The sequence below is a fragment of the Streptomyces marincola genome (assembly GCF_020410765.1).
Lineage (GTDB): Bacteria > Actinomycetota > Actinomycetes > Streptomycetales > Streptomycetaceae > Streptomyces > Streptomyces marincola.
The window spans coordinates 5,568,520-5,590,198 of record NZ_CP084541.1 but is presented as its reverse complement, the minus strand read 5'-3'; the positions used below and the strand labels follow the sequence as shown (position 1 = coordinate 5,590,198).

Here is a 21,679-nt window from a genome sequence, read left to right as displayed (position 1 = left end):
ACGGCGGCGCGGGGCCGGTGGCCGACCCGCGCGGCGAACTCCGGCCGGGCAGCGGTCCGTCCGGGCCGCGGGCCCGGCCCGCCGCCGTGTCAGGTGTCGATGCGCGAACGGTCGAGCGTCGCGGCCGAGCTGGTGATGAACTCGCGGCGCGGCGCGACCTCGTTGCCCATCAGCAGGCTGAACGCCTCCTCCGCGGCCTCCAGATCACTGATGTTGATGCGCCGCAGCGTGCGCCGGCGCGGGTCCATGGTGGTCTCGGCCAGCTGGTCCGCGTCCATCTCGCCGAGCCCCTTGTACCGCTGGATCGACTCCTTGTACCGCACCCCTCTGCGGTTGAGGTCGAGCAGGGTCTCGCGCAGCTCGTTGTCCGAGTAGGTGTACAGGTACTTCTCCTGCCCCCGCTTCGGGTTGCTCAGCTCGATGCGGTGCAGCGGCGGGACCGCGGAGAAGACGCGTCCCTGCTCGACCATGGGCCGCATGTAGCGCTGGAAGAGGGTCAGCAGCAGGCAGCGGATGTGCGCCCCGTCCACGTCCGCGTCGGCCAGGAAGATCACGCGCCCGTAGCGCGCCTGGTCGATGTCGAACGTCCGCCCCGACCCGGCTCCTATCACCTGGATGATCGCGCCGCACTCGGCGTTCTTGAGCATGTCGGAGACCGACGACTTCTGAACGTTGAGAATCTTCCCTCGGATCGGCAGCAGCGCCTGGAACTCCGAGTTCCGCGCGAGCTTGGCCGTTCCGAGCGCGCTGTCGCCCTCGACGATGAACAGTTCGCTGCGGTCCACGTCGTCGCTGCGGCAGTCCGCCAGCTTGGCGGGGAGCGCGGAGGACTCAAGCGCCGTCTTCCTGCGCTGCGCCTCCTTGTGCTGGCGGGCCGCGATCCTGGTCCTCGCCGCCGCCACGACCTTGTCGAGAACGGCGCGAGCCTGCTGCTTCGCGTCGCGCTTCGTCGAGGTCAGGAAGGCCTTCAGCTCCTTGGCGACCACGGCGGCCACGATCCGGGTGGCCGCCGATGTGCCGAGCACCTCCTTGGTCTGCCCCTCGAACTGCGGCTCGGCCAGGCGCACCGTCACCACGGCCGTCAGCCCTTCGAGGACGTCGTCCTTCATGACGTCCTCCTCCGCGACGCGCAGCAGCTTCGACGCGCGCAGGACGTCGTTCAGCGTGGCCCGGACCGCCCGCTCGAAACCGGTCACGTGGGTGCCGCCCTTGGGGGTGGCGATGATGTTGACGAACGACTTGAGCGTCGTGTCGTAGCCCGTGCCCCAGCGCAGGGCGACGTCGACCTCAAGCTCCCGGCGCACCTCGGTGGGGATCATGTGCCCGCGGTCGTCCAGGACCGGCACGGTCTCCTTGAACGTCCCGCCGCCGGTCAGGCGCAGCACGTCGCACACCGGCTTGTCGGGCGCGAGGTACTCGCAGAATTCGCTGATGCCGCCGTCGTAGTGGAACACCTCTTCCGAGTGCTCCGCCCCGTCCAGCTCCCGTTCGTCACGCACGGTGATGGTGAGTCCTGGCACGAGGAACGCCGTCTGCCGCGCGCGGGCGTGCAGGTTCTCCAGCGAGAGCTTGGCGTCCTTCAGGAAGATCTGCCGGTCCGCCCAGTACCGCACGCGCGTGCCCGTGCGGTTCTTGGGGATCTTCTTGCCCTTCAGCAGGCCGCTGCCCGGGTCGAACGGCGCCTCGGGACCCGATTCGGTGAAGATGCCGGGTGTCCCGCGCCGGAAGCTGATCGCGTTCGTGTGGCCGCCGCGGTCGACCTCGACATCCAGGCGCGCGGAGAGCGCGTTCACCACCGAGGCGCCCACGCCGTGCAGGCCGCCGGACGCCGCGTAGGAACCGCCGCCGAACTTCCCCCCCGCGTGGAGCTTGGTCATGACGACCTCGACGCCGGACAGGCCGGTCTTCGGCTCGATGTCCACGGGGATGCCGCGTCCGTTGTCCCGGACCTCCACAGAACCGTCCGTGTGCAGGAAGACCTCGATGCGGTCGCAGTGGCCGCCCAGGGCCTCGTCGACCGAGTTGTCGATGATCTCCCACAGGCAGTGCATCAGTCCGCGACTGTCCGTGGAGCCGATGTACATGCCGGGGCGCTTGCGCACCGCCTCAAGCCCCTCAAGGACCAGCAGGTGCCGCGCGGTGTAGTTGCCGCCGGGGTCGGCTCCGGTCAGCAGTGCGGTGGATGGCACGGACGTGTCGGCGGTCACGCAGTTCGCTCCTCGCTGAATCCTGTTCGGTGGCGTAGTGCCGCTCAGAGGGTACCGGGGCCTTGTAGAGCGGTTGTGCAGCTCCCCAGGCCGTATCAGGGTAGCTCAGGGTCGCTCACACGTTCGATAATGTGAGGGGGTGACGTGTACATCACGTTCCCTTCGAGGCATGAACCATTTAGGGTTCGGGCACGTCCTCCTGAACGAAGGGCCGACCCCGGATACGCCGAGGTAGCCGGAATAAGACCACCAGACAACGGATACACCAAACAACGACCGCAATACGGCTCATTCGCCGCCAACCGGCAGCGTTCGGCCATCCCGGAAGATTTTTTTCATCGGGAAGCCGCGAGCGGGAACGTTCTCGGCCTGGTTGGATGTTGTCCCTGGTACGACAGCTCGTCGAGCTAGAGAAGAGGCGACGTGACTACTGTTCTGACCCCCGCGAGCCCGCTGACGGCTGGGGACCGCTGCGACCGCTGTGGTGCCCAGGCGTATCTCCGCGTGGTCCTCATCAGCGGCGGAGAGCTGCTGTTCTGCGCCCACCACGGCCGTAAGTTCGAGCCGGAGCTCAAGAAGATCGCTGCGGAGATACAGGACGAGACGGAGAAGCTGACCGCGACTCCCTCGACCGCACACGACGGCGAACGCTGACCTGACGTCTCGCGTCCGGCCACCGGCCGACGGGCTGGGTCCGGCAACCGCGCCGGACAGCGGGCGGGCGCCCCGGGCATACCCGGGGTGCCCGCCCTTCGCCGTGTGCGGGGGCCTTGGCCGCCGCTACGGCCCTCGCCCCCGACCCTTCCTTGCGGCCCGCCGCCCCCGTGGCGCTCGCGGCTCCGGCCCCCACCGCGTTCCGCCGGCCGGCCGCGTCACCCGTGCGGCCCCGCCGCGGCGGGTGACGGCCACGGGCGGGGGCGACCCGGGCCACAACGCGCGAACGGCCGCGGCGCGCGTCCGGGGTCTCCGGGTGCGCGCCGCGGCCGTCGTCCGGCCGGCGGCCGGGCCTCAGTCCAGGTAGTCCCGCAGGACCTGCGAGCGGGACGGGTGGCGGAGCTTCGACATCGTCTTGGACTCGATCTGCCGGATGCGCTCTCGCGTCACGCCGTAGACCTTGCCGATCTCGTCCAAGGTCTTGGGCTGGCCGTCGGTGAGACCGAAGCGCATCGAGACCACACCGGCCTCACGCTCACTGAGCGTGTCGAGCACGGAGTGCAACTGCTCCTGGAGCAGGGTGAAGCTCACGGCGTCCGCGGGAACCACGGCCTCCGAGTCCTCGATCAGGTCGCCGAACTCGCTGTCGCCGTCCTCGCCGAGCGGCGTGTGCAGGGAGATCGGCTCGCGGCCGTACTTCTGGACCTCGACCACCTTCTCCGGGGTCATGTCCAGCTCCTTGGCCAGCTCCTCCGGGGTGGGCTCGCGCCCGAGGTCCTGGAGCATCTGGCGCTGCACCCGGGCGAGCTTGTTGATGACCTCGACCATGTGCACGGGGATGCGGATGGTACGCGCCTGGTCGGCCATCGCCCGCGTGATCGCCTGCCGGATCCACCAGGTGGCGTACGTCGAGAACTTGTACCCCTTGGTGTAGTCGAACTTCTCGACCGCCCGGATCAGACCGAGGTTGCCCTCCTGGATCAGGTCGAGGAACAGCATCCCGCGGCCCGTGTAGCGCTTGGCCAGGGAGACGACCAGCCGGAGGTTGGCCTCCAGCAGGTGGTTCTTGGCGCGCCGGCCGTCCTCGGAGATGATCTCCAGCTCGCGCCGCAGCTTGGGGGCGGTCTTGTCCGAGCTGGCCAGCTTGTCCTCGGCGAAGAGGCCGGCCTCGATGCGCTTGGCCAGCTCGACCTCCTGCTCCGCGTTGAGCAGCGGAACCTTGCCGATCTGCTTGAGGTAGTCCTTGACCGGGTCGGCCGTGGCACCTGCGGCGGCCACCTGCTGCGCCGGCGCGTCGTCCTCGTCCTCGTCGGAGAGGACGAAGCCCTCGTTCTCGGGCTTGCCGTCCGGGCCCTCGCCGGGCGCGGCGCCGCGAACGGCGCGCTCCGCCGGCTCCTCAAGGACCTCTTCCTCGCCCTCAAGGAACTCGTCGACGATCTCCTTCTTGGGCTCCGTCCCCTTGGCCGCGTCCGTCTTCTTGGCGACGGCGGCCTTCTTCGCGGGGGCCTTCTTGGCCACGGCCTTCTTCGCGGGAGCCTTCTTGGCGACCGGCTTCTTGGCCGCGGCCTTCTTGGCGACCGCCCCGGAGCCGCCCGCACCGCCGGCCGACCCGACGGACCCGGACTCGGCGGGCTCCTCGGGGCGGGCCATGGCTGTCGCCTTCTTGGCAGGCGTGGTCTTCGCCGCGACCGTCTTGGTCGCGGTCCGCTTGGCCGTGGTCTTCGCGGCGACACTCTTCCGGGTGCGCTTGGGCGCCTCGGCGGCACTCACCATCAGCGTCACGCCCTCCTCGTCGAGGATCTGGTTGAGGCTGCGCAGAACGTTCTTCCACTGGGTTGACGGGATCTGGTCAGCCTCGAAGGCCCGGCGCACATCGTCGCCGGCGATCTGCCCCTCGGCCTTTCCCCGTTCGATGAGCGCCATCACAGAATTTGACTCGGCGATCTCTGCGGGGAGAGTACGGGAAGTGCTGGCCGACACGAACAACCTCTCGGAAACTCTGGGAACGGCATCAGGACCGCCCGCGACGGACGGAACCGGTGACCGACGGCAGGGGTGAGCCGACGGCGGTGGCGGAGCGGCGGCGGACCGACGGTCCCTCCGCTGCTGCCACCTCTTGATTCATCGCGCTGCTCCCCGAAGCGTTACGCAGCTTTCGCGTGTCCCGAGTCACACCGCACGCCCGAGGGTAGCGGGCCCGAGCGGACGCGTCGCCGGACCCCTGCCCGGATCAGGGCCGACGACACCTCGACGCGTACCGATTCAGTCCTCGCTTCCGCGTTCGCGTCAGTGTTCGCGTGGCGCGGGGACCACGTGGTCGGCCCCACCGGCACCGGGACCCCCGGCGGGCGCGGCGGCCTCGGGTGCCGCCGAGAGCAGCTGCCGCGTCGCGTTCTCCGCCGCGCAGGGCTCACCGGCCGCGACCGCGTCGAGGATGCGCTGGTGCAGCGTTACGGACGCCTCGGTGGGGTGCTCGCAGCCGGAGGCCGCCCCTCCGGACACCTGGAGGGCCGCGGCGACGATTCCGGACAGATGTTCGAGCATGCGGTTGCCCGCGGCCTGGAGCATCAGGTTGTGGAACTCGGCGTCCGCGCGGGAGAAGGTCAGGGTGTCGCCCTGGCCGAGGGCGTGGCCCATGATGTCCACCATGTCGCCGAGGCGCTGGCGCACCTCCTCGGACACGTCCCCGGCCGCCAGCCGGGCGGCGAGCGGCTCGATCGTGAGCCGCAGCTCGCTCAGCTCCCGGCGCTGGTCCTCGCGCTGCGGCCCGAAGGCCCGCCACTCGATGATGTCGGGGTCGAGCAGATTCCAGTCGCCTACCGGCCGCACGCGCGTCCCGACGTTGGGACGGGCGCTCACCAGCCCTTTGGCCTCCAGCACACGCAGCGACTCGCGCACCACGGTGCGCGACACCTCGAAGCGCTGGCCGATCTCCTCGGGCACGAGCGGCCGGTCCGCGCCGAGGTCGCCGGAGACGATCATCTGTCCGAGCTGCTGGACGAGTTGGCCGTGCAGCCCGCGCCCGCGGCTGCCCGCCGCTCGGCGCCCGACCCGGCCCATGTCCGTGTCGGCGCCCTCCCAGGCGGGGGCGTTGGTGGTGCGGGCGGCGCCGGTGGATTCCGCGTAGGAGTAGCGGTCGAGACCTCCGGGACCGGGGGTGCCGGAGTCGGTGGGGCGGGTGGCGGTCATCATCGAGTGCGCAAGGGTAGTCACGCCTCCTTTGTCGGCGGGGCGCGTTGACACCTTGAGGTCTTTGGTGAAAAGCACACGAAAGGGTGATCGGCGCCCCCCACATAATTGACGCCTAATCGGAAGCAAACGAACGGTCAGTGGCCAAGTGCGAACCGTCCTGAGGCAGTTGGGACGGAGGAGCAGGTGCGGCGCACCCCGGGCGCCGCGGGCGCCGACGCCTCAGCGAAGCGCGCTGCGCAGGCTGACGAGGGCATATCCGCACAGCAGCAACAGCAGGGAGAGAGCGAGCGCCCAGCCGATCGGCTGGGACGTGAGATGCCCTGTAGCGGACAGCCAGCGGTCGACTCCGGACGGGAACGGAAGCGTGGTCAACGCGTGCAGTCGTCCCGGCAGCCCGTCGAGCGATTGACCCGCCGGCCCTTCGAGTACCGCGCGGACGGCCGGTGTCAGCGCGAGCGGCACCGCGGCCACGGCCGCGAACCCGACGAGCGTGGCCCGGAAGATACCCGCCGCGAGCAGCCCCGCCCAGGCGCAGCCCACCGCGAGTCCGGCGGTCGCGACGAGAGCCGCCTGCCAGTCCCCTTCGACCGGGATGTCCTCGCCGAACACCAGCGTGTGGGCCGTGGCGTTGACCACGACCGTGCCGCAGGCCAGAGCCGCGGCGGCGATCGCCGTCACGGTCAGCTTGCCCACCAGCAGGGAGAGCCGCCGCGGCACGACGACCTGCGCCGGGGTCAGCGCCGGATAGCGGAACTCGTGCCCGAAGGCCAGGGCCCCGAGCACGCCGGCGGTCAGCGCGGCGGGCGGCAGCGGCAACGGCTCCGCCCACCCCGCCAGCACGCGCTCGGCGGGGTGCGTCCCGCCGGAGACGAGGGCCAGGGCCGTCACCAGACCGGCGACCAGGGTCAGGCCCATCAGCCACCACAGCGCGGGCAGCCCCGCCCAGCGCCGCAGTTCGTACCGCACGGGCCAGCTCGGGCCCGGCGGCGGCAGCGCGGGAAGGCGCGGCGGCAGGGCCGACGCGGCGGCGAGCGGGCTCCTGGCCGGTTCCGCGCGCGCGACGACGACACGGGCGCCGCCCCGCCCGTCGGCGCGATGCAGCGGCCCGGCCGCCGCCGCGTCACCGGCGGGGCCGACCTCATCCGCGAGGTGGTGGACGGGGACCCTGTTCTGGTAGGCGACCTCGCCGACCAGCGCACAGGTGGCGCCGAACACCGAGAGGCGGCTGCCCGATTCCCGCAGCACCTCGGGCACCTCGCCGCCGGGCCCGGCCCCGACGTCCCGCAGGCGGCGGGTCAGCGCCTCCGCGAGCCGCTCGGCGTGCGGGGTGCGCACGGCGACGCGGGGACGCAGCCGGGCCCGCGCGAAGTCGGCGGCGGTCTGGTCGGCCACCAGCCGTCCGGCCTCAAGGCTGACCACACGGTCGGCGAACCGCGCGACGCCTTCCGGATCCCGCCCGGTGACCAGGACGGCGCCTCCCTGCTCCGCGTAGCCGCGCAGCAACGTGTGCAGCCACGCGGTCTCCCGGGGCGAGAGCCCCCGCGACGGGTCGTCGAGGACGAGCGTGTGCGGATCGCCGAGCAGCGCCGCCGCCAGTCCGAGCCGACGGTCCATCCCCCGCGAGAACAGCCCGAGTCGCTGGTCCGCCAGGCCGCTGAGGCCGACCACGTCGAGCACGTCCTCGGCCCGCCCGGGGGGCACACCGCACGCGGCGGCCAGCATCCTGAGGTGTCCCACCGCGGTGCGGCGCGGATGCCCGGGGACATCGCCGAGGAGCACGCCGATCTCGCGGGCGGGATGGGGGATCCGGGCGAGCGGCCTGCCGCGGAACAGCGCCACGCCGCGACCGGGAATCAGCTGGAGCATCAGCCTGAGCGCCGTCGACTTCCCCGCGCCGGACGGCCCCGACAACGCGGTCACACTGCCCGCTCGTGCCTCGAAGGTGAGATCGTCGACGGTCGGTGACCGTTCACGCCGTGTCGCGCTGGTGAGTCCGATGGCCTGGATCATCGATTCTCCCGTTGAGCATGCACCCTGGCACGATAACGGGACATATCGGATTTTCCGGGAGACGCGCGGACTCCCCAGATGCCGCGTCAACCGGGGTGCGCCGCCGAGCAGCGGCGTCGCGGTGCGGTGCCCGGCGAGGCGCCGCACCGCCCCCGGCGACGCCGCTCGATCCACGAGGATCCGAACGGCACGGCACCAGTTCTAGCCCTCGGGGCGCAGCATCGGCGGGTTCAGGGCGCTGGCGCCTCCGGCCCGGAACAACTGCGCCGGCCGGCCGCCCTGGCGGGTCGTCGTCCCCCCGACAGGCACCAGGAACCCGGGCGTTCCCGTCACTTTCCGGTGGAAGTTGCGTGGATCCAGCGACACCCCCCATACCGCCTCGTACACCCGGCGCAGCTCGCCGACCGTGAACTCCGCCGGACAGAAGGCAGCCGCGAGCGAGGAGTACTCGATCTTCGATCGGGCCCGCTCGACTCCGTCGGCCAGGATGGTCGCGTGGTCGAAGGCAAGGCGCTCGTCCGCCGGCCCGCCCGTGCCGAGCAACCGCCCGACCGGCGCCCACTGGGCGCCTCCGGCGTCGCCGCCCGCCGTGGGCGCGGGCAGGTCGGGAGCGAGGACGAGGTACGCCACACTGACCACCCGCATTCTGGGATCGCGGGAGGGATCGCCGTACGTGGCCAGCTGTTCGAGGTGCGCGCCGGCGTGCCGGCTGCCGGAGTCATGGGCCAGCAGTCCGGTCTCCTCGGCCAGCTCCCTGGCCGCGGCGGTGGCCAAGTCCTCGTCGGCCCGCACGAAGCCGCCGGGAAGTGCCCACTGCCCCCGGAACGGCTCCTCGCCCCGCCGCACCGTGAGAGCGCACAACGCATGCTGCCTGACGGTGAGCACCACCAGGTCGACGGTGACGGCGAACGGCGGGTACTCCGACGGGTCGTAGGGCATGCCGTGATCATAGGGCTCCCCCACACCGTCATTCGCGCTCGCGGGCCGCACGCTGCTCGCGCATGCACCGGCGCAACCCCTCGGGGTCGACGCCCTCCAGATACGCCTGCCGCAGGAGCCGGGCGAACACGTATTCCGGATCCCGCTCCAGTGCTCTGGCCAGCGCCACCTGCGCGCCCGACAGGTCCCCGGTGGACCAGGCCACCCAGCCCGCGAGGGTGAGCGGCGCCGCCGCGTGCTCGGCGAACGGCCCGACGCAGCGCCGGACGAGAGTGCGCCACAGCCGCAACGCGGCTCCCGCTTCCGGGCCCTCCATCCACTCGGCGGCGATGTCCCGCGTGGTGCGGTCCTGGAGCCCGATGATCAGACGGGCAGCCTCCTCCGAGGTGATCAGGGCGTCGTCCCGTTCGTCGGGCGAGACACCGTCGATCGCGGCCGGCGCCCGGCGGAACCGCCCCACCATCGACTCCGCGAGTTCCAGCGTCGCGGCCCGCACGGTGACCGCCTCCCGCGATGCCCCCAGCATGGGCCGCACCAGCTCCGGAGCCACCGCGTCGAAGGCCCGCAGCTGCCGCGCGGCGGCCTCGCCGGCCAGCGGGAGGAGCCTGCGCTCCTGCCGGCCGGCGGGCTCCGGCACCCGCAGCCCGGCGTACGCGGCTGCGGCCGCCATCGGCGAAGTCCCCGCCTCGGGCAGCTTGTTGCCATCGGGAGGACAGCAGTCGTCCGTGGCACAGCAGTAGGACCAGTAGCGGTCCCCGGTGAGATACAGGGCTTCGACCACCGGGACGTCGAGCGCGCCGCACGATACGCGCAGCAGCCGCGCCAGCGGAGCGAGCCGTTCCTTGACGTCGAGGGCACGGCCACCCGGCTCCGGGGACCGGCACAGGCAGACGAGGGCGGCGTCGGGTGGGGCGCCGTTGCGCTTGCGGCTCTCCCCCACGAGGCAGGCGGCCATCGCCTCGGCCGCCTCGCGCCAACCGTCCTCCCGGACCGGAATACCGGAGTGGACTCGGCCGAGGAGCCTCCCGTGCGCGCCGTGCAGCCCGATGAGAACGACGGACCCTTCGGGGTCGCGCCCCAGGAGATAGGGAAGGGCGTCGGCCAGGTCCGCGGGACCGCGGAGCCTGACCAGCCGGAACGGATCGGTGAGTGACGAAGTGGATTCACTGAGTGAGGACATGCCCCGCAGCATGCCCCCATCGGAGGCGTCCGTGCCGAGCGTTGTCCACAGGAATGACCGTTGATATGAAGAATGATGGGGTTTTCCACAAGCTGATTGGCGGGCACGGGCCCCCATCGGTTTGCATGGAGGCATGCAGCAGCAGTCCGCGGGCTCGGCCCCGCACCCCGCCCCGGAGCCGACGGATCTTCGCTCGGCGGCCGACGCCGTGCTCGCGCGCCTCGTCGGGGCTCCGGACGGCGCGGCCCGACTTCGCGAGGACCAGTGGCGCGCCATCGAGGCACTGGTCGCCGGCCGGCGGCGGGCACTCGTCGTCCAGCGCACGGGCTGGGGCAAGTCCGCCGTGTACTTCGTGGCCACGGCGTTGCTCAGGGAGCGCGGAAGCGGCCCGACGGTGATCGTCTCCCCGCTGCTCGCGCTCATGCGGAACCAGATCGGTGCCGCCGCCGCGGCCGGCATCCGGGCCCGCTCCATCAACTCGGCGAACACCGAGGAGTGGGAGACCGTACAGGAGGAGATCGCGGCGGGGCAGGTCGACGTCCTGCTCGTCAGCCCCGAGCGCCTGAACAATCCGGACTTCCGCGACCGCGTCCTGCCCCGGCTCGCGGCGGCCACCGGCCTGCTCGTCGTCGACGAGGCCCACTGCATCTCCGACTGGGGCCACGACTTCCGCCCGGACTACCGCCGGCTGCGCACCCTGCTCGCCGAGCTGCCGGCCGGGGTGCCCGTGCTGGCCACGACGGCCACGGCCAACGCCCGCGTGACGGCCGACGTCGCCGATCAGCTGGGCACCGGCGAAGGGATGGCCGAGGCCTTGGTGCTGCGCGGCCCACTGGACCGCGAGAGCCTGCGCCTCTCGGTGCTGCGATTGCCCGACGCGGCCCACCGGCTGGCCTGGCTCGACGAGAACCTCGGGCGGCTGCCGGGCTCTGGCATCATCTACACCCTCACCGTCGCAGCGGCGGAGGAGGTCTCCGCCCACCTCACCGCGCGCGGACACCATGTGGTCGCCTACACCGGACGCATGGAGAACGCCGACCGGCAGGCCGCGGAGGACGACCTCCTGGCGAACCGGGTGAAGGCACTGGTCGCGACCTCCGCACTCGGCATGGGATTCGACAAACCCGATCTGGGTTTCGTCGTGCACCTCGGCTCGCCCTCCTCACCCATCTCCTACTACCAGCAGGTGGGCCGCGCCGGGCGCGGCGTCGAGCACGCCGAGGTGCTGCTCCTGCCAGGCCCGGAGGACGAGGCGATCTGGCGCTACTTCGCCTCGCTCGCCTTCCCGCCCGAGGAGCAGGTCCGACGCACCCTGGACGTGCTCGCCGCCGCCGACCGGCCGATGTCGCTGCCCGCCCTCGAACCGCGCGTGGACCTGCGGCGTTCTCGTCTGGAGATGATGCTGAAGGTCCTCGACGTGGACGGTGCGGTCCGCCGGGAGCGCGGCGGATGGACCGCCACGGGAAGCCCCTGGCACTACGACGCGGAGCGGTACGCCCAGGTCGCCCGGCAGCGGCAGGCCGAGCAGCAGGCCATGCGCGACTACGTCTCCGGCGAGGGCTGCCGCATGGAGTTCCTGCGCCGTGCGCTGGACGACGAGGACGCCGGGCCCTGCGGACGCTGCGACAACTGCACCGGGGACGGGTACGCGGCCGACGTCATGCCGGCCACCGTCGAGGCCGCCAGGGGCGAGCTGGCCAGGCCCGGCCTCCCGGTCGAGCCCCGCCGCATGTGGCCGACAGGGCTGCCCGCGACGGGTGTCGACCTGAAGGGCCGTATCCCCGCGGGCGAACAGGCTGCCCCGGGGCGGGCCCTGGGCCGGTTGTCGGACATCGGCTGGGGCAACCGGCTGCGCCCGCTGCTCTCCCCCGGCTCCGGAGACGGCCCCGTCCCCGACGACGTCCTGAACGCGGTGATCACCGTGCTCACCGACTGGGCCAAAGGGCCGGGGGGCTGGGCGCCCGGAGCGCCCGACCGGCGGGCGCGCCCCGTCGGCGTCGTCTCCGTCGGCTCGCACACCCGCCCCCGGCTGGTCGGCTCGCTGGCCGAGGGCGTCGCCTCGGTCGGCCGCATGCCGTTCCTCGGCACGATCGACACCGGCACCGCCACGCCCGCCCGCAGCAACAGCGCCCGCCGCGTGCACGCGCTCAGCGGCTCCCTCGGCCTGGGGCCCGGGCTCGCCGAGGCCGTGAAGAACGCCGACGGGCCCCTGCTGCTGGTGGACGACTACACCGAATCGGGGTGGACGCTGGCACTCGCGGCCCGGCTGCTGCGCGCCGCGGGAAGCGGGGAGGTGCTGCCCCTGGTCCTGGCCGTCCAGGGCTGAACGCCGGCGCCGGGAGCCGGCCGCGGACCGGCCGCCGCCGCGAAAGCCCTCAGAAGATGCCGAGCTGGCCGGCGTCCTCCAGGGAATCGGCGGCCTTCGCCTCGCGCGGGGAGGGGAGTCTGAGATGACGCCAGCGAGGGAGCGCGTCCAGGTAGGCCCACGACCGACGGTGGTGCCGAGTGGGCCCGTGCTCCTCCAGCGCGGACTTGTGCACCGGGGAGGGATACCCGGCGTTGCTGGCGAAGTCGTACTCGGGGCACTCGGGGGCCAGCGCGGCCAGCATGGCGTCCCTGCTCACCTTGGCGATGACGGACGCCGCGGCCACCGCGACGCACGACTGGTCCCCCTTGACGACCGTGCGCACGTTCCACGGCTCTCCCAGGTAGTCGTGCTTGCCGTCCAGGATCACCGCGTCGGGCCGTTCCGGGAGCGCCTCAAGGGCCCGGACCGCGGCGAGGCGGAGCGCCGCCGTCATGCCGAGCGCGTCGATCTCCTCGGCGGAGGCGTGCCCCAGCGCGTGCTGGGTCACCCATCCGGTCAGCACCTCGGCCAGCGCCGTTCTCCGCAGCGGCGTCAGCAGTTTGGAATCGGTCAGGCCCTCCGGGGGCCTGCGCAGACCCGTCACCGCGGCGCACACGGTCACGGGGCCCGCCCAGGCACCACGGCCGACTTCGTCGACCCCGGCGACGACGCGGGCGCCCGTGGTGGCACGAATCGACCGCTCGACGCGGTGGGTGGGAGGCTCGTACGGCATGACGCGGGCCAGCCTACGCGCACCAGCCCTCGAAGGGCCGCTCGGGCGTGTGCCAGCGCTCGAAGGGCCGGTCGAGGTGGTACCGGCGATCGGAGCCGAGCAGCAGTTCGCGCGTCTCGCCGTTGCCCGGGTTGGACAACGACTCGAACTCGGCGACGGTCCAGTGCAGCCAGCGCATGCAGAACAGCCGCATGGTCAGGCCGTGCGTCACCAGCAGGACGTTCGGCGGATGGTCGGGTTTCTCGAAACTGCGCCACAGACTTTCGAGGAACGCCCCGACGCGGTCGTACACATCCGCCCCCGACTCCCCCTGGGCGAACCGGTAGAAGAAGTGCCCGTAGGCGTCCCGCGCCCGCTTCTGCCGCAGCACATCGGCCCGGTCCTGCCAGTTGCCCCAGTCCTGTTCCCGCAGCCTCGGCTCCTCGCGGACCCGGACCCGGGTGGGATCGAGGGCCAGCGCCCGGAAGGTCTGATGGGTGCGCCGGTACGGCGACACGTACGCCGACACCCTCTCCTCACCGAAGAGTTCCCGCAGGTGCGCCCCCGCCGCCTCGGCCTGCCGCCTGCCCTTCTCCGTCAGTTCCAACGCGTGGTCGGGAACACGCTCGTACACCGAGTCGTCCCAGTTCCCCTGGGACTCTCCGTGCCGGAGCAGGACGATACGCCGAGGCTGTGCCATGGTCTCAGGGTAGTTCGGCACGAGCCCTGCCGCCGCGCACCCCGGGCCTCAGACGGTCCAGCCGGGTTCCATGTCGATGACATCACCGGTGATGGCCGCCACGTCGGCCCCGGTCTGGGCGCGCAGCGCCAGCCGTTCGACGCGTTCGGCACGGTACTTGGCCCGCTCGGCGGCCGAGTCCCACATGGACAGCACGAGGAACTCGCTCTCCGGTTCCGCCTCGGCGAACACTCCGCGCAGCATGCCTGGCGACCCGGCCATCGCCGGGTTCCACACCTTCTCCTGCATCAGGGCGAAATGCTCGGCGCGGTCGTCGTGCACGGTGCAGTGCGCGACGCGCAGCAGGTCCGCGTCCGTGAACTTCGGTTCGAAGCCCATCTTCACGTCGAAGCGGTACTGGAACAGGCGCACCCGCATGTCCTGATACGTACCGTTCTGCGCGGCGGCCAGCCGGTCGTGCGAGCGTGCCATGAACGAGTCGTAGAACGCCCGGCTCTCCCAGAAGCCGAAAAGGTGCACCACACCCGGCCGCGTCCGGCTCCACCCACCGCCCTGGGCCCGGAACCCGGGCTCGCCCGGCAGCCCCGCCCACTTCCGCTGCCCGCGCTCGAAGCCGACTCGGTCGACCACCGTGCACCGCATCCACTTGACCAGCACGCGCGCCATCGTACGGCCATCTCCACCGCCGGGCGTAGGAGAACGTCGATCATCCGCGCGACGAAGGACCGCCGGAGCCTCAACGGCCGCCGGCGACACCGGAGGGGGAGGCGCCCGCGCGCCTCCCCCTCCCGCATCCCTACCGGATCAGTCGCGACCGGTCACGGTCGGCGGTTCATCGGGTACGAACCCGCCCGGATCAGCTGCAACCGCTCGTCGAGCCGCAGCCCTCGCACAGGTAGCAGCTGCCCGCACGGCGCATCTTGGTGCCGCAGGACAGGCACAGCGGGGCGTCGGCGTTCAACCCGAGTTGCATCTCCAGCAGCTCGGTCGAGCTGTGCGCCTCGCGCGGGGCCGGGCGGCTGTCCGCCGCATCGGCGGCCCGCTGCTCCTCGCGGGCGGACTCCGGCGCGTCCCCGGTGTCCTGCACGGGCGCCGACTGGGAAAGGCCCTCCACGTCCAGGGTGCCCAGTTCCTCGTCGGCCGGCTCGTACGAGCCCGTCTCCACGTGCCGCTTGCGCTCGGTCGCGGTGTGGATGCCCAGGGCCGAGCGGGTCTCGAAGGGCAGGAAGTCGAGGGCGAGCCTGCGGAAGATGTAGTCCACGATGGACTGCGCCATCCGCACGTCCTGGTCGTCCGTCATCCCGGCCGGCTCGAAGCGCATGTTGGTGAACTTGGAGACGTACGTCTCCAGCGGCACCCCGTACTGGAGGCCGACCGACACGGCGATCGAGAAGGCGTCCATCATGCCCGCCAGGGTGGATCCCTGCTTCGACATCTTCAAAAAGACCTCGCCCAGACCGTCGTCCGGGTAGGAGTTGGCCGTCATGTAGCCCTCGGCACCACCCACCGTGAAGGAGGTGGTGATTCCCGGGCGGCCCTTGGGGAGGCGCCTGCGGACCGGCCGGTACTCCACGACCTTCTCCGGCTCCCGCGCCTGCTCGGGCTGCTTGGCCTCGTCCTTCTTCTTCGCGGACAGCGGCTGGCCGACCTTGCTGTTCTCGACGTAGACCGCGAGCGCCTTGACGCCCAGCTTCCAGCCCTGGAGGTAGATCTCCGCGACGTCGTCGACCGTGCTGGTGCTCGGCATGTTGACCGTCTTGGAGATCGCGCCGCTGAGGAACGGCTGGGCCGCGGCCATCATGCGCACGTGCCCCATCGGAGCGATCGACCGCTCGCCCATCGCGCAGTCGAAGACCTCGTAGTGCTCGGTCCTGAGGCCGGGCGCGTCGATCACATTGCCGTGCTCGGCGATGTGCGCGACGATCGCCTCGATCTGCTCCGGCTGGTAACCGAGGCGCTTGAGGGCCTTGGGCACCGTGTTGTTGACGATCTGCATCGAGCCGCCGCCGACCAGCTTCTTGAACTTGACCAGCGCCAGGTCGGGCTCGACCCCGGTGGTGTCGCAGTCCATCATCAGCCCGATGGTCCCGGTCGGCGCCAGGACGGACGCCTGCGCGTTGCGGAAACCGTTCTTCTTGCCGAGGCGCAGCACTTCCTGCCACGCGTCGGTGGCCGCGGCCCACACCGGCGTGTCCAGGTCGTCCATCCGCTTGGCCGCGGCGTTCGCGTCCGCGTGCTGCCGCATCACGCGGTTGTGCGCGTCGGCGTTGCGCGCGTAGCCCTCGTAGGGGCCGACCACGGCGGCGAGTTCGGCGGAGCGGCGGTAGGACGTCCCCGTCATGAGGGAGGTGATGGCTCCCGCGAGGGCCCGGCCGCCGTCGGAGTCGTAGGCGTGGCCGGTGGCCATCAGCAGCGCGCCGAGGTTGGCGTACCCGATGCCGAGCTGCCGGAACGCCCGCGTGGTCTCGCCGATCTTCCGGGTCGGGAAGTCGGCGAAGCAGATGGAGATGTCCATCGCGGTGATGACCAGCTCCACGACCTTGGCGAAACGCGCCGCGTCGAAGGACTGGTCCCCGTCGTCGTCGTTGAGGAACTTCATGAGGTTCAGCGAGGCGAGGTTGCACGAGGAGTTGTCCAGGTGCATGTACTCGCTGCACGGGTTGGACGCGGAGATGCGGCCCGACTCCGGCGAGGTGTGCCAGTGGTTGATCACGTCGTCGTACTGGATGCCCGGGTCCGCGCAGGCGTGCGCGGCCTCGGCCATCCGCCGGAACAGCGCGGCGGCGTCGACCTCCTCGATCACCTCACCGCTGATCCGCGCGCGCAGGCCGAATTTGGAACCCGACTCCACCGCGCGCATGAACTCGTCGGTGACGCGCACCGAGTTGTTCGCGTTCTGGTACTGGACGGACGTGATGTCGTCGCCGCCCAGGTCCATGTCGAAGCCCGCGTCGCGCAGGGCGCGGATCTTCTCCTCTTCCTTGACCTTGGTGTCGATGAACGCCTCGATGTCCGGGTGGTCGACGTCCAGGACGACCATCTTCGCCGCACGCCGCGTGGCGCCGCCCGACTTGATGGTCCCCGCCGAGGCATCGGCGCCGCGCATGAACGAGACGGGCCCCGAGGCGTTCCCCCCGGAGGACAGGAGCTCCTTGGACGAGCGGATGCGCGAGAGGTTCAGCCCGGCGCCGGAACCGCCCTTGAAGATCATCCCCTCTTCCTTGTACCAGTCGAGGATCGACTCCATCGAGTCGTCGACGGAGAGGATGAAACAGGCGCTGACCTGCTGCGGCTGCTTGGTGCCGACGTTGAACCACACCGGCGAGTTGAAGCTGAAGATCTGGTGGAGCAGCGCGTACGCCAGTTCGTGCTCGAAGATGTCGGCGTCCGCCGGGGACGCGAAGTAGCCGAACTCCTCGCCCGCGCCGCGGTAGGTCTTCACCACGCGGTCGATGAGCTGCTTCAGACCGGTCTCCCGCTGCGGGGTGCCGACCGCGCCGCGGAAGTACTTGCTGGTGACGATGTTGACCGCGTTGACCGACCAGAAGGCGGGGAACTCCACACCGCGCTGCTCGAAGTTGACCGAGCCGTCGCGCCAGTTGGTCATGACGACGTCACGGCGCTCCCAGACCACCTCGTCATACGGGTGCACGCCGGGAGTGGTGTGGATGCGCTCGATGCGCAGGCCCTTGCCACCCTTGCCGCCCTTGGCCCGTGAACCACGTGCCGGGCCGCTCGTCGTCTCAGTCATTCCGCCTCCCTGTCAGGGCAAACGCCCTCATGTGACCCAGAACGTCCTGGCTCACGGCTTTCGTTCTGATGGCCGGAGCGCACCGATGCGCACCGGTCGGCTTGTGTGGGGCCGGGCCGCGGCTCAGCCGGCGGCGCCCGCGGGCCGGCCCGCGGGTCCGGTGCCCCCGCCCGCCTCCGCGGCCGGTCGCGCCCCGCGGGGCGCGTCCGGAGCGCCTTCGCGTAGCTCGGCGATGGCGGCCTCGAAGTCCTCAAGCGAGTCGAACGCCCGGTAGACGGACGCGAAACGCAGGTACGCCACCAGGTCCAGCTCCCGCAGCGGGCCGAGTATCGCCAGCCCGACGTCATGGGTGGACAGCTCGGCGCTGCCGGTGGCCCGCACGGCCTCCTCCACCCGCTGCCCGAGCTGCGCGAGCGCGTCCGCGGTGACCGGCCGCCCCTGGCACGCCTTGCGGACGCCGGCGATGACCTTGTCCCGGCTGAACGGCTCGGTCACCCCGCTGCGCTTGATGACCAGCAGTGACGCCGTCTCGACCGTCGTGAAGCGGCGGGAGCAGTTCTGGCACTGCCGCCGGCGGCGGATCATCGTGCCGTCGTCCGCGGTGCGGCTGTCGACGACACGGCTGTCGGGATGGCGGCAGAAGGGGCAGTGCACTGGTTCTCCATCCCTTCCGCGTTCGACTACGCAACGTGACGGCGCGAGGCGTCACAGCAGGACGCCCGCGCCCCGGCCGGGCCGTTCGCACGCCCCGGGGCAACGAGGTCCAGCATAAGGGATCCCGTCGAGCGATGCCGACCCGCGACCACAATCTATGGGGAGCCCCCCGAGAGGGCACCACTAGATCTAGGGATTGGGTCGGCACCACGCGAGGACGCCCTGTCAACATCATCGGTCGCGCGTGTCGCGGCGCGGCAACCGGGGGGTGCCCGGCCGGCGGCTCGGGCCGCATGGGAGGCTGTCGCCGGAACGATTACCCTTCGCGGCCGGCGCCCACCGCGGAGGCATCGCCCATACACCCGGATTCTTGATCAAGTCAGCTGATCTGCGAATTTTCACTCGAACGTGTGTTTGGCGCAACCTTTCGATAGCAACTACCGTTGTCTGACTAGGGAGTACCACTCAGAAGGGGCCGACATGACCACCGCAGCAGACGACGCCATCACCGCCGCTGAGCGCCGCCAGGACCGGCTCGGGGCCCCCACGGCGCCCCCGAGCCGTTCGCTGCCCGGCCGACCTCCCGGCATCCGAGCGGACAGCTCCGGCCTCACCGACCGTCAGCGCCGGGTCATCGAGGTCATCCGCGACTCCGTGCAGCGCCGCGGCTACCCGCCGTCGATGCGGGAGATCGGCCAGGCGGTCGGCCTCTCCAGCACCTCGTCCGTGGCGCATCAGCTGATGGCCCTGGAGCGCAAGGGCTTCCTGCGCAGGGACCCGCACCGCCCCCGGGCCTACGAGGTGCGGGGCGCCGAGACACCGGCCCCCCAGGCGACGGACACGGCCGGCAAGCCGGCCGCCTCGTACGTCCCTCTCCTCGGCCGTATCGCCGCGGGTGGTCCGATCCTGGCCGAGGAGTCCGTCGAGGACGTCTTCCCCCTGCCCCGGCAGCTCGTCGGTGACGGTGAGCTGTTCGTGCTCAAGGTCGTGGGGGACTCGATGATCGAGGCGGCCATCTGCGACGGCGACTGGGTCACCGTGCGTCGCCAGCCCGTCGCGGAGAACGGGGACATCGTGGCCGCCATGCTCGACGGCGAGGCCACGGTCAAGCGCTTCAAGCGGGAGGAAGGCCAGATCTGGCTGCTCCCGCACAACGCGGCCTACCAGCCCATCGCGGGCGACGAGGCGACGATCCTCGGCAAGGTCGTCGCCGTCATGCGCAGGATCTGAACCCGCGCACGACGGCCGTACCTCACGACGCGGCGGCGGCTCGCGCTGCCGCGTCGATCGCTGCGAGGGAACGGCGCACCTGGTTCCGGTCCGTGGTGTACCAGAAGTCGGGCATGGACGCCCGCAGGAAACTCCCGTACCTCGCCTTGGCCAACCGCGGGTCGAGTACGGCGACCACTCCCCGGTCGTCCGTGGCCCGCACCAGACGCCCGGCCCCCTGCGCCATCAACAGCGCCGCGTGGCTCGCGGCCACCGCCATGAAGCCGTTTCCTCCGGCCTCCTCCACGGCCTTCTGCCTGGCACTGATCAACGGGTCGTCCGGCCGCGGGAACGGAATGCGGTCCATGACCACCAGCTGGCAGTTCACCCCCGGTACGTCGACGCCCTGCCACAGGGAGAGCGTGCCGAACAGACACGTCTCCGCGTCCGCGGCGAACGCCCTGATCAGCTCGCCCAGCGTTTCCTCGCCCTGAAGAAGAATGGGCAGGTCGAGCCGCCCGCGCAGCTCCTCGGCCGCGGCCTGGGCACCACGCATCGAGGAGAACAGACCGAGGGTGCGTCCGCCGGCCGCCTCGATCAACTCCGCCAGCTCGTCGAGCATGTCCCCGCGGCTGCCCTCGCGTCCCGGTGCCGAAAGGTGCTGCGCGACGTACAGGATGCCCTGCTTCCGGTAGTCGAACGGCGAGCCCACGTCCAGCCCTTTCCACTCGGGCAGCTCCTCGCCGTGCTCCCCCTCCGGGGCCAGCCCGAGCGACGCCCCGACCCCGTTGAAGTCGCCGCCGAGTTTGAGCGTCGCGGAGGTGAGCACCACCGACCTGTCCTCGAACAGCTTCTCCCGCAGCAGCCCTGACACCGACAGCGGGGCCACCCGCAGAGAAGCCCCGTAGCGGTCGTGCCGCTCGTACCACACCACGTCGAACTCCGAGCCCTGCACGATGCGCTCGGAGACCTGCTGCACGGACTCGATGGAGGCCAGCGCCTGCTTGCGCACGGCGTCCTCGTCCGACAACGAGGAGTCCCGGGTGCCTCCGATGGCCGTGATCGCGGCCCGCGAGGCATCGCGGAGCGCGGCCAGCGCGTAGCCGAGATCGTCCGGGATCTTCTCCAGGCGGCCGGGGAGGGCCAGCTCCATCAGGCGCTCGAACGTCTCGGCGGCTGCCAGCAACTGATCGGCGACCTTCTCGTCGATGAGCTTGGCGCAGCGCCGCACCGCGCGCTGGACACCGCCGGGCGTCAGCTCCCCCGTGGCCACTCCCGTGACCCGCGACACCAGCTCGTGCGCCTCATCGATGATCAGCACGTCGTGCTGGGGCAGCACGGGAGCGCCCTCGATCGCGTCGATGGCCAGCAACGCGTGGTTGGTGACGATCACCTCGGCGAGCTTGGCCCGCTCCCTCGCGGCCTCGGCGAAGCACTCCGCGCCGTAGGCGCACTTGCTCGCCCCCAGGCACTCGCGGGACGAGACGGAGACCTGCGCCCAGGCCCGGTCGGACACCCCGGGGGTGAGGGCGTCGCGATCCCCCGACTCCGTCTCGTCGGCCCACTCGCGCAGCCGCAGCAGGTCCTTGCCCAGCTTGCTTGTCGGCCCGCCAGGGAACGACTGCGCCGCCTCGAACTGGTCGAACAGGCCGTCCTCGTCGTCCTGCGGCACGCCCTCGTGCAGGCGGTGCAGGCACAGGTAGTTGGACCGGCCCTTCAGCGTCGCGAACTCGGGGCGGCGGCGCAGCACCGGGTGCAGCGCCTCCACGGTGCGCGGCAGGTCGCGTTCGATCAGCTGGCGCTGGAGTGCGAGCGTGGCCGTCGCCACGATCACGCGGTCGCCCCGCGCGATCGCGGGCACCAGATATCCGAGGGACTTGCCGGTGCCGGTGCCCGCCTGCACCAGCAGGTGGGTGTTGCCCTCGATCGCCTCGGCAACGGCCTCCGCCATGGCGACCTGGCCGGGGCGCTCGGTGCCCTTGACGGCGAGAACGGCGGCGTGCAGCAGGTCGTGGAGGCCGGGCCCCCCGGATGTCGCAGTCATAGGGCAGTCACCTTACGCGGCGCCACTGACAGCGGCGAGCCGGCCGCTCACGCAGGGACGCGGTCCGGCCGTTCAGGGCG

At 71.4% G+C, this 21,679-nt stretch carries 15 protein-coding genes; 3 read left to right on the top strand and 12 right to left on the bottom strand.

Annotated features, from left to right (window positions below; genetic code table 11):
- Positions 1-89: 89 nt before the first annotated feature.
- Positions 90-2,207, bottom strand: coding sequence for a DNA gyrase/topoisomerase IV subunit B (locus LC193_RS24640; protein ID WP_226077521.1), 2,118 nt, complete (start codon positions 2,205-2,207; stop codon positions 90-92).
- Between the two features lie 423 nt (positions 2,208-2,630).
- Between LC193_RS24640 and LC193_RS24635 the strand changes: the two genes are divergently transcribed.
- Positions 2,631-2,861, top strand: a complete 231-nt coding sequence (locus LC193_RS24635) for a DUF7455 domain-containing protein (RefSeq protein WP_086157629.1) — start codon at positions 2,631-2,633, stop codon at positions 2,859-2,861.
- A gap of 354 nt (positions 2,862-3,215) precedes the next feature.
- Here LC193_RS24635 and LC193_RS24630 read toward each other — a convergent pair whose 3' ends face one another.
- The 5 genes from LC193_RS24630 to LC193_RS24610 all read right to left on the bottom strand — a co-directional run bounded on the left by LC193_RS24630 (position 3,216) and on the right by LC193_RS24610 (position 10,182).
- Positions 3,216-4,847 carry an RNA polymerase sigma factor gene (locus LC193_RS24630; protein WP_226077520.1) on the bottom strand — a complete coding sequence of 544 codons (1,632 nt, stop codon included), beginning with the start codon at positions 4,845-4,847 and terminating at the stop codon, positions 3,216-3,218.
- A gap of 300 nt (positions 4,848-5,147) precedes the next feature.
- On the bottom strand, positions 5,148-6,128 hold the full coding sequence (locus tag LC193_RS24625) for a FadR/GntR family transcriptional regulator (protein WP_318842183.1): 981 nt from the start codon (positions 6,126-6,128) through the stop codon (positions 5,148-5,150).
- A gap of 144 nt (positions 6,129-6,272) precedes the next feature.
- Positions 6,273-8,063 (bottom strand): ABC transporter ATP-binding protein, encoded by a 1,791-nt coding sequence (locus LC193_RS24620; protein ID WP_226077518.1) that lies wholly within the window; start codon positions 8,061-8,063, stop codon positions 6,273-6,275.
- Between the two features lie 201 nt (positions 8,064-8,264).
- The gene (locus LC193_RS24615) at positions 8,265-9,002 is read right to left on the bottom strand and encodes an NUDIX hydrolase (protein ID WP_226077517.1); all 738 of its coding nucleotides are present in this window, start codon (positions 9,000-9,002) and stop codon (positions 8,265-8,267) included.
- Positions 9,003-9,030: 28 nt separating this feature from the next.
- The gene (locus tag LC193_RS24610) at positions 9,031-10,182 is read right to left on the bottom strand and encodes a DUF4192 domain-containing protein (RefSeq protein ID WP_226077515.1); all 1,152 of its coding nucleotides are present in this window, start codon (positions 10,180-10,182) and stop codon (positions 9,031-9,033) included.
- Positions 10,183-10,315: 133 nt separating this feature from the next.
- Here LC193_RS24610 and LC193_RS24605 point away from each other — a divergent pair, with 133 nt between their 5' ends.
- A complete protein-coding gene (locus tag LC193_RS24605) occupies positions 10,316-12,508 on the top strand; it encodes a RecQ family ATP-dependent DNA helicase (RefSeq protein ID WP_226077513.1) in 2,193 nt (730 codons plus the stop codon).
- 49 nt (positions 12,509-12,557) lie between these two features.
- Here LC193_RS24605 and LC193_RS24600 read toward each other — a convergent pair whose 3' ends face one another.
- From LC193_RS24600 to nrdR, 5 genes are all read right to left on the bottom strand, one after another.
- Positions 12,558-13,262, bottom strand: a complete 705-nt coding sequence (locus LC193_RS24600) for a ribonuclease HII (protein ID WP_226077511.1) — start codon at positions 13,260-13,262, stop codon at positions 12,558-12,560.
- A 13-nt stretch (positions 13,263-13,275) separates the two neighbouring features.
- On the bottom strand, positions 13,276-13,941 hold the full coding sequence (locus tag LC193_RS24595; protein ID WP_086157637.1) for a histidine phosphatase family protein: 666 nt from the start codon (positions 13,939-13,941) through the stop codon (positions 13,276-13,278).
- A gap of 48 nt (positions 13,942-13,989) precedes the next feature.
- Positions 13,990-14,598 (bottom strand): YdbC family protein, encoded by a 609-nt coding sequence (locus tag LC193_RS24590; RefSeq protein WP_226077509.1) that lies wholly within the window; start codon positions 14,596-14,598, stop codon positions 13,990-13,992.
- Positions 14,599-14,797: 199 nt separating this feature from the next.
- Complete coding sequence (locus LC193_RS24585) at positions 14,798-17,692, bottom strand: vitamin B12-dependent ribonucleotide reductase (RefSeq protein ID WP_226077507.1); 2,895 nt, start codon at positions 17,690-17,692, stop codon at positions 14,798-14,800.
- Positions 17,693-17,815: 123 nt separating this feature from the next.
- Positions 17,816-18,346, bottom strand: a complete 531-nt coding sequence (gene nrdR, locus LC193_RS24580) for a transcriptional regulator NrdR (RefSeq protein WP_107485735.1) — start codon at positions 18,344-18,346, stop codon at positions 17,816-17,818.
- A 480-nt stretch (positions 18,347-18,826) separates the two neighbouring features.
- Here nrdR and lexA point away from each other — a divergent pair, with 480 nt between their 5' ends.
- A complete protein-coding gene (gene lexA / locus LC193_RS24575) occupies positions 18,827-19,576 on the top strand; it encodes a transcriptional repressor LexA (protein WP_226077505.1) in 750 nt (249 codons plus the stop codon).
- Between the two features lie 22 nt (positions 19,577-19,598).
- Here lexA and LC193_RS24570 read toward each other — a convergent pair whose 3' ends face one another.
- On the bottom strand, positions 19,599-21,599 hold the full coding sequence (locus LC193_RS24570) for an ATP-dependent DNA helicase (protein WP_226077504.1): 2,001 nt from the start codon (positions 21,597-21,599) through the stop codon (positions 19,599-19,601).
- Positions 21,600-21,679: the final 80 nt, after the last annotated feature.

Bases quoted from the DNA above. Each gene is read 5' to 3' on its own strand.
- LC193_RS24620 (WP_226077518.1), bottom strand. From the start codon at position 8,063: ATGATCCAGGCCATCGGACTCACCAGCGCGACACGGCGTGAACGGTCA.
- LC193_RS24615 (WP_226077517.1), bottom strand. From the start codon at position 9,002: ATGCCCTACGACCCGTCGGAGTACCCGCCGTTCGCCGTCACCGTCGAC.
- LC193_RS24610 (WP_226077515.1), bottom strand. From the start codon at position 10,182: ATGTCCTCACTCAGTGAATCCACTTCGTCACTCACCGATCCGTTCCGG.
- LC193_RS24605 (WP_226077513.1), top strand. From the start codon at position 10,316: ATGCAGCAGCAGTCCGCGGGCTCGGCCCCGCACCCCGCCCCGGAGCCG.
- LC193_RS24600 (WP_226077511.1), bottom strand. From the start codon at position 13,262: ATGCCGTACGAGCCTCCCACCCACCGCGTCGAGCGGTCGATTCGTGCC.
- LC193_RS24595 (WP_086157637.1), bottom strand. From the start codon at position 13,941: ATGGCACAGCCTCGGCGTATCGTCCTGCTCCGGCACGGAGAGTCCCAG.
- LC193_RS24585 (WP_226077507.1), bottom strand. From the start codon at position 17,692: ATGACTGAGACGACGAGCGGCCCGGCACGTGGTTCACGGGCCAAGGGC.
- lexA (WP_226077505.1), top strand. From the start codon at position 18,827: ATGACCACCGCAGCAGACGACGCCATCACCGCCGCTGAGCGCCGCCAG.
- LC193_RS24570 (WP_226077504.1), bottom strand. From the start codon at position 21,599: ATGACTGCGACATCCGGGGGGCCCGGCCTCCACGACCTGCTGCACGCC.